General features: G+C 35.2%; 5 protein-coding genes. 3 read left to right on the top strand and 2 right to left on the bottom strand.

Annotation, left to right across the window (positions count from 1 at the left end):
* The 3 genes from JFT89_RS04535 to JFT89_RS04525 form a co-directional block, all read left to right on the top strand.
* Nucleotides 1-639: AAA family ATPase (locus JFT89_RS04535; protein ID WP_201039519.1), on the top strand; the 639-nt coding region annotated here is incomplete at its 5' end.
* On the top strand, nucleotides 636-1,799 hold the full coding sequence (locus tag JFT89_RS04530) for a DUF58 domain-containing protein (protein WP_201039518.1): 1,164 nt from the start codon (nucleotides 636-638) through the stop codon (nucleotides 1,797-1,799). The genes JFT89_RS04535 and JFT89_RS04530, both read left to right, overlap by 4 nt.
* Entirely contained in the window at nucleotides 1,774-2,883 is a 1,110-nt protein-coding gene (locus JFT89_RS04525) for a DUF4018 domain-containing protein (RefSeq protein ID WP_033706913.1), read from the top strand. The genes JFT89_RS04530 and JFT89_RS04525 overlap by 26 nt, the downstream gene beginning before the upstream one ends.
* Nucleotides 2,884-2,951: 68 nt before the next feature.
* Here JFT89_RS04525 and JFT89_RS04520 read toward each other — a convergent pair whose 3' ends face one another.
* Together JFT89_RS04520 and JFT89_RS04515 are read right to left on the bottom strand one after the other, a co-directional pair.
* A complete protein-coding gene (locus JFT89_RS04520; RefSeq protein ID WP_002084815.1) occupies nucleotides 2,952-4,403 on the bottom strand; it encodes an MFS transporter in 1,452 nt (483 codons plus the stop codon).
* Nucleotides 4,404-4,706: 303 nt separating this feature from the next.
* On the bottom strand, nucleotides 4,707-5,924 hold the full coding sequence (locus tag JFT89_RS04515; RefSeq protein WP_002065968.1) for an aspartate aminotransferase family protein: 1,218 nt from the start codon (nucleotides 5,922-5,924) through the stop codon (nucleotides 4,707-4,709).
* Nucleotides 5,925-6,000: the final 76 nt, after the last annotated feature.

Genomic DNA, 6,000 nt, shown 5'->3' with positions numbered 1-6,000 from the left:
GAAATTAGCCAACTCAAATTACCGATGCCGAGAACACAGTCTAGTTTGTTAGAAGCGATGGAAGAACGACAAGTGACGCTTGAAAAGCAATCAACTCCTCTTCCAAAACCGTTTTTCGTTATTGCGACACAAAACCCAATTGAATCACAAGGAACTTTCCCGCTTCCAGATGCACAACTTGATCGTTTTTTAATGACGATTTCAATTGGTTATCCGTCTCCTGAAGATGAATTAAAAATGATGCGACGTTTTCGCAACAATGCACCGTTAGAAAGCGTCATATCTGTCATTTCTCTAGAGGACATTTTAGAAGCGCAGAAACAAGTGAAAGAAATTTTCGTATCAGAACCGTTAGAACACTATATTATTAAACTTGCTCACGCTACAAGAAATCATGATTACATTGCTAACGGTGTAAGCCCACGTGCTACATTAGCTTTAGTACGTGCCGTTCAAGCACTAGCCTTTTTACGCGGCAGAGAATATTGTATACCTGAAGATATACAATTTTTAGTTCCTTCCGTTTGGAATCACCGTATCGTCTTATCGATGGAAGGTGCCTTACGCACGACAAAAAATGAAATCATGCAAAGGATTTTAAAAGAAGTTGACGTACCTGTGGAGATTGAACAAGCATGAATGGACAGCGCGTTGTAACTGTACCTTTATTTTTTCAAATCCACATCATTCAATTAACTGTGCCAGGCGCTATACTATTTACGTTTTTTCTGCCGCAACGAATTATTATGTTTCTCTTTTTCTTCTACTATTTATTTGCGATTTTCATTTATAAATATGTCGCTTACATAGAGAAAAGATTTCAAGTTATAAATGAAAAACAAACAACTCGGCTTTTCCCTGATGAATCTGGACAGTTTTTTATTCATTTAAAAAATGGTGCAAATATACCACTCGTTAACGGCGTTTGTTATTTTCATTTAAATTCATCTCTTATACCGCATAAGGATCAAGGGATTGAACAAATATCGAAAACGTTATTTTCTTTCCCATTTTCACAACCTGCTCATTCAGCACAAAAATGGGATTTAACATTAACCGCAACGAAGCGTGGTGTGTTTCAAATTGAACAGTTCGAATGTGTTTTAAAAGATCCTTTTCATCTTTTAACTGTACATTTACCTGTTGTCGATAAGTTAAAGGCTGAAATTATTGTGTACCCTTCTCCTAAAGAGGTAGCCGGTTTACAAGAACTTCAGCAACTATTAACAGGTTCGTATCGAACGAATTTCTCTTTTTACAATGATGAAACATCCATTATCGGTGTTAAACGATATGAACGTGAATCTTTCCGCTCTATTCATTGGAAAGCATCTGCTAAAATGCAGGCGTTACAAGCGAAGCAATATGAACCTGTAAAAAATTATAGTTGGACAATTTGTCTTTCTTTAGCTGCTGATCGTGGGTTTGGTTGGAAAGAGAATGTAGAAGACCTTATTTCTTTTACAACATACATTTGCCAATACGCAACGAAGCATCAAATTCCGTTTGAGTTATTTATTAGCGTTTTAGCAGAAGGTGGCCCTTTGCTTTTACCATTAAACGAAGGACAAACACATTACGCCAAAGCGTTAGAAGAATTAGCACGTATTTCAGATGATAGTACGCTACTTCCGAAACAAGGATTTCTTCACTATGTAACGAGAAAAAGGGAACGCTCATCTACAATGATATACATTGGTTTGCAGAAAAAGGAGCTCCCTCTTCTATCTCAGCCTGCGTTCCTCATTAATAATGAAGGGATGGTGGAAAAGCTTGAAAACTTGGCTCTATCACGTTAATGACTTTATTCTGCTCCTCCTCCTTTCGTTATTAACAGAAAGGGACGAACTAGTTGGTATTGCTATATTTTTAGTGACCGGTTATGTAGGAATATTTCTTATTCATAAATTTATGAATAAAAAAACAACAGGTTTTGTACTACTGTTAGTTATTCAAATAATCGGTTGTTCTTTATTTCTACCTTTCTCTATTTTAGGCACAATATTATTACCACTGTTTTTCTTTATCGTACACTCTGTTGGACCGGGATATCCAGTACAAAAATCGTTAGGCGGTATTGTATGGTTTGTCGTTTCAGCTATATTTTATGCCCCCTTTCCGCCATTGTGGAAATTGTTACTATTAACTTTACACATTATGATTACATTTTGGTTAACAGGTTCCAATCGTAATCAACAGCTATTACGTTTCACTTCTATTATTACGATTGGAATAATTAGCGCTTTACTTATTCCGGTATTTCCTTATATTCGGCTTCTTTTTTCTTATATCATACAAGTAGTTGCCTTAGGATTTGGTTATGCTTTAAATCCATTGTTCTCGGCAGCTGCATTAAAAGATACAGACGACTTTTGGTCGAATAAAGGAAATTTAAAAGATCCTCAAATTAAAGAGGAATTGGGGCAGCGTCCTTTTGATCCAACTCTCATAAATAGCATTACAATAATAGCCTGTACAGCCATCGCTATTTACGTCGTTTGGAAAATAGTAAAAAAACGAAAACATTTAAGTTTACCAAATATACCAGTCTTTGAATCTACAATCATTACTGATAAAGAAGAAATCGGCCAAAAACGGTTCAAACGAAATAAGCCACCAAATAACGACATTCGAAAAGAAATTTTCAAACTTGAGAGTAAACTATCTCCTCCTTTAAACCGAGAACGAGGAGAAACTGTTGCGGCTTGGCTAGAAAGAATAAATCATGAAGAAGAGGTAAATATTCAGAGTCATATTATTATAGACGCGTATAATGCAGTGCGTTATTCAAATGGTGAAAACACTGTACTTCTGCATGAATTCAAGGAAGAGGTTCATAAGCTTTATGCGTATCAGAAGAGTTTGAAGAAGAAGAGAAAATGATGTATACAAAAAGACTCCTATTAAACTAGGAGTCTTTTTGTGTAAAAGTCCACGTTGCTTTTCACAAATTATGCTTTTTTTCCTGCTTCAATTTCTAAAGATTCTTCATGCCACCAAAGTGTTTCTTCAGGATCCTCTTTAGCAATTTGATGTGCTTCTTTTTTCGATTCTACAGTAGGATAAGAACCTTTTAGTGCACGTCCTGATGTTGTGACAAACAGTACACTAAACACAATTAATCCAATTACACTTACACCGGTTAAATAAAATGCTGGTGCCAGTGGATTACCAGTAGCATGAACTAAGTATGAACATACAAGCGGCGTTGTACCACCGAATATAGATACAGAAATATTAAAGGAGATAGAAAGCGCACGATAACGTACATCGGTGAAAAAGAGTGCTGGTAATAACGAAGGCAATGTTCCTTCATATACACTAAGGAAGAAACCTAAAATGAAAATACCCGCAAACATAGCTACAATATGTCCGTTACCAATTAATAAAAATGCTGGAATTGAACATAATGCTAAACCGAGTAAACCAATTTGTACTACACGTTTATTACCTACTTTATCACTTAATTTACCGAAATAAAGTGCTAGTGGAATCATAAGTGCCATCGTAATTGAAATAATTAATAAGCCCGTTGTTTCTTTGACTTTTAGTACTTGTGTTAAATAAGAAGGAATATACGAAAGGATCATATAGTTTGTAATGTTAAAGAAGGCAACAATTACTGTGCTTAATAAGAAGTCTTTTTTGTGATATTTTAATATATCCATAAATGAAAATTGTTCGTTGTCTTCAGATTCCTCTTGTGCTTTTTCCATCTCTTGAAAGATTGGAGATTCATCTAAATGACGTCGTAAATATAAACCGACCAAACCAATTGGTGCAGCAATTAAGAAAGGAATACGCCATCCCCAGCTGAGCATTTGCTCATCTGTTAATAATAACGTTAAAATGGTAACAATTACCGAGGCAGCAATGTAACCTGAGAGTGTTCCAATTTCAAGACCACTACCGAGTATACCACGCTTTTTATCTGGAGAAGATTCTGCGATATAAACCATTGCTCCTGAATATTCGCCGCCTGTAGAGAAGCCTTGAATCATTCGAGCAATTAAAAGTAGTATTGGTGCCCATACACCAATTTGTTCATAGGTTGGTAGTAATGCGATGAATAATGTAGAAAGTGCCATTAAAATAATAGTTGTACTTAAAACAATCTTTCGGCCATACTTATCTCCTATTCTACCAAAGAAAATACCTCCGATTGGTCGAACGAGAAAGGCCGCTGCAAATGTACCAAATGTAAGTACAAGTTGCAAACCACTATTATCCACACCTGAGAAGAATAGTTGACTTAATATTACCGCTAAATACGCGTATAATCCAAAGTCAAACCACTCCATTGCATTCCCTATACCAGTAGCAATAACTGCTTTCCTGGCTTGTTTAGGATTGACAATATTAACGTCTTGAGGTTCAAAATTCAAATCATTATTTTGTTGCATATAGTAAAACAGCCCCTTATTTAATTTAACTTCTTTAAGCACACCTTCTCTTACTAGAATAAATTCAATACGAAGCACTTAAGGAAAAGCAACGTCTCCTTATCTGTTATTATTGTTTCACATAATTAATTATTTGTCCAACGAGATGCTTCCTAGATTAAGTAATTTACTATTTTAAAAAGCTGAAGAAGGCGCTATACGCGTACCTTTTTCAGCTTTTTATTTTAATACGTAAATTTATTTTTTTCACCCCTATTTTCTTCCTATTTGAATTAAAAATAAGGTGCTTTTTTATAAAGTTTTTTAAACACTCGCTATAGCTGATAAGCTATGAATACAGGAGATAAACTCATAAATAAATGCATCAACTTCTTCTTTAGTAATTATATATGGAGGAAGTAAACGGATGATGTTCCCTTGTGTAACATCAACTAACATTCCTTTCTCCATTAGCTCCACCTGTAATTTCTTAACATTTTCATTCTTATCATTCAAACTAATTCCAAACATCATTCCAGCATGACGTACTTCCTGAATATAATAAGAATTTTCTTTCTGAATTTCTTGCAATTTATCATTTAGATAGTGTGATGTTTCATACGCTTCTTGCATTAAACCATCGTCAATCAATGTATTTAAAACCGTTAACCCTAAAGCCGTTCCCATTGAAGAATGAGCAAACGTTGTGCCGTGATCTCCTGGTGCAAATACATCACATAACTTTTCACCTACAATAATTCCGCCAAGCGGTATCCCGCCTCCTGCTCCCTTACCAATTTGAATAATATCCGGTGTAATATTGAAATTTTGATAAGCAAATAGTTTACCAGTTCTCCCCATACCACTTTGAACTTCATCAACGATAAGAATGACATTATATTTATTACATAAGTTTTGAACACCATGTAAATATTCACCCGATAAAGGGTATATCCCCCCGCTACCTAATACAGGCTCTAGCATAATCGCAATTGGATTTTCTTTAACAATTGTTTCTTCTAATTGCTCTATATTCTCGCGCTCTACTTCATATACAGGAATCGATGTTTTAGGGAAATTTTGATATACACTTTCTTGTCTCGTAAAATGAAGTGCTCCTAACGTACGCCCGTGGAAACTATTCTTCAGCACTACGATTCCTTCACGTTCCTCATGCGTATTAGCTCTATACTTATCAATTAATTTCAACGTTGTTTCTGTCGCTTCCGTACCTGAGTTTGTAAAAAAGACCTTTCCGTTTTTTAAAGAGCAATCAACTAATTTCTTTGCATACTCAATCGCGACTGGGTTTAAAAAATGAAACGGTAGATGCAGCGATTTCGTAACTTGTTCCATTGTCGTTTGCACAATTTTCGGGTGATTATACCCTAATACGTTTACTCCGACACCAGAAAATAAGTCTACATACTCTTTACCATCCACATCATAAAGCTTGCACCCTTCTCCTCTTTCTATTGCAACCTTCGTACGACAATACGTAGGCATCATATATTCTTTATCCAATTGAAACCAATCCGACATTTTAAATTCCTCCTAGTTATTTTCCCTGTTTATTTATGTTAATTCTCTATAAATTCATGTATAAATTCATTTTTAA

Source organism: Bacillus sp. TH25 (assembly GCF_016650935.1).
In the GTDB taxonomy this organism is placed as follows: domain Bacteria; phylum Bacillota; class Bacilli; order Bacillales; family Bacillaceae_G; genus Bacillus_A; species Bacillus_A mycoides.
The sequence above is the reverse complement of the archived record's forward strand: the minus strand, read 5'-3'. Positions and strand labels throughout refer to the sequence as shown.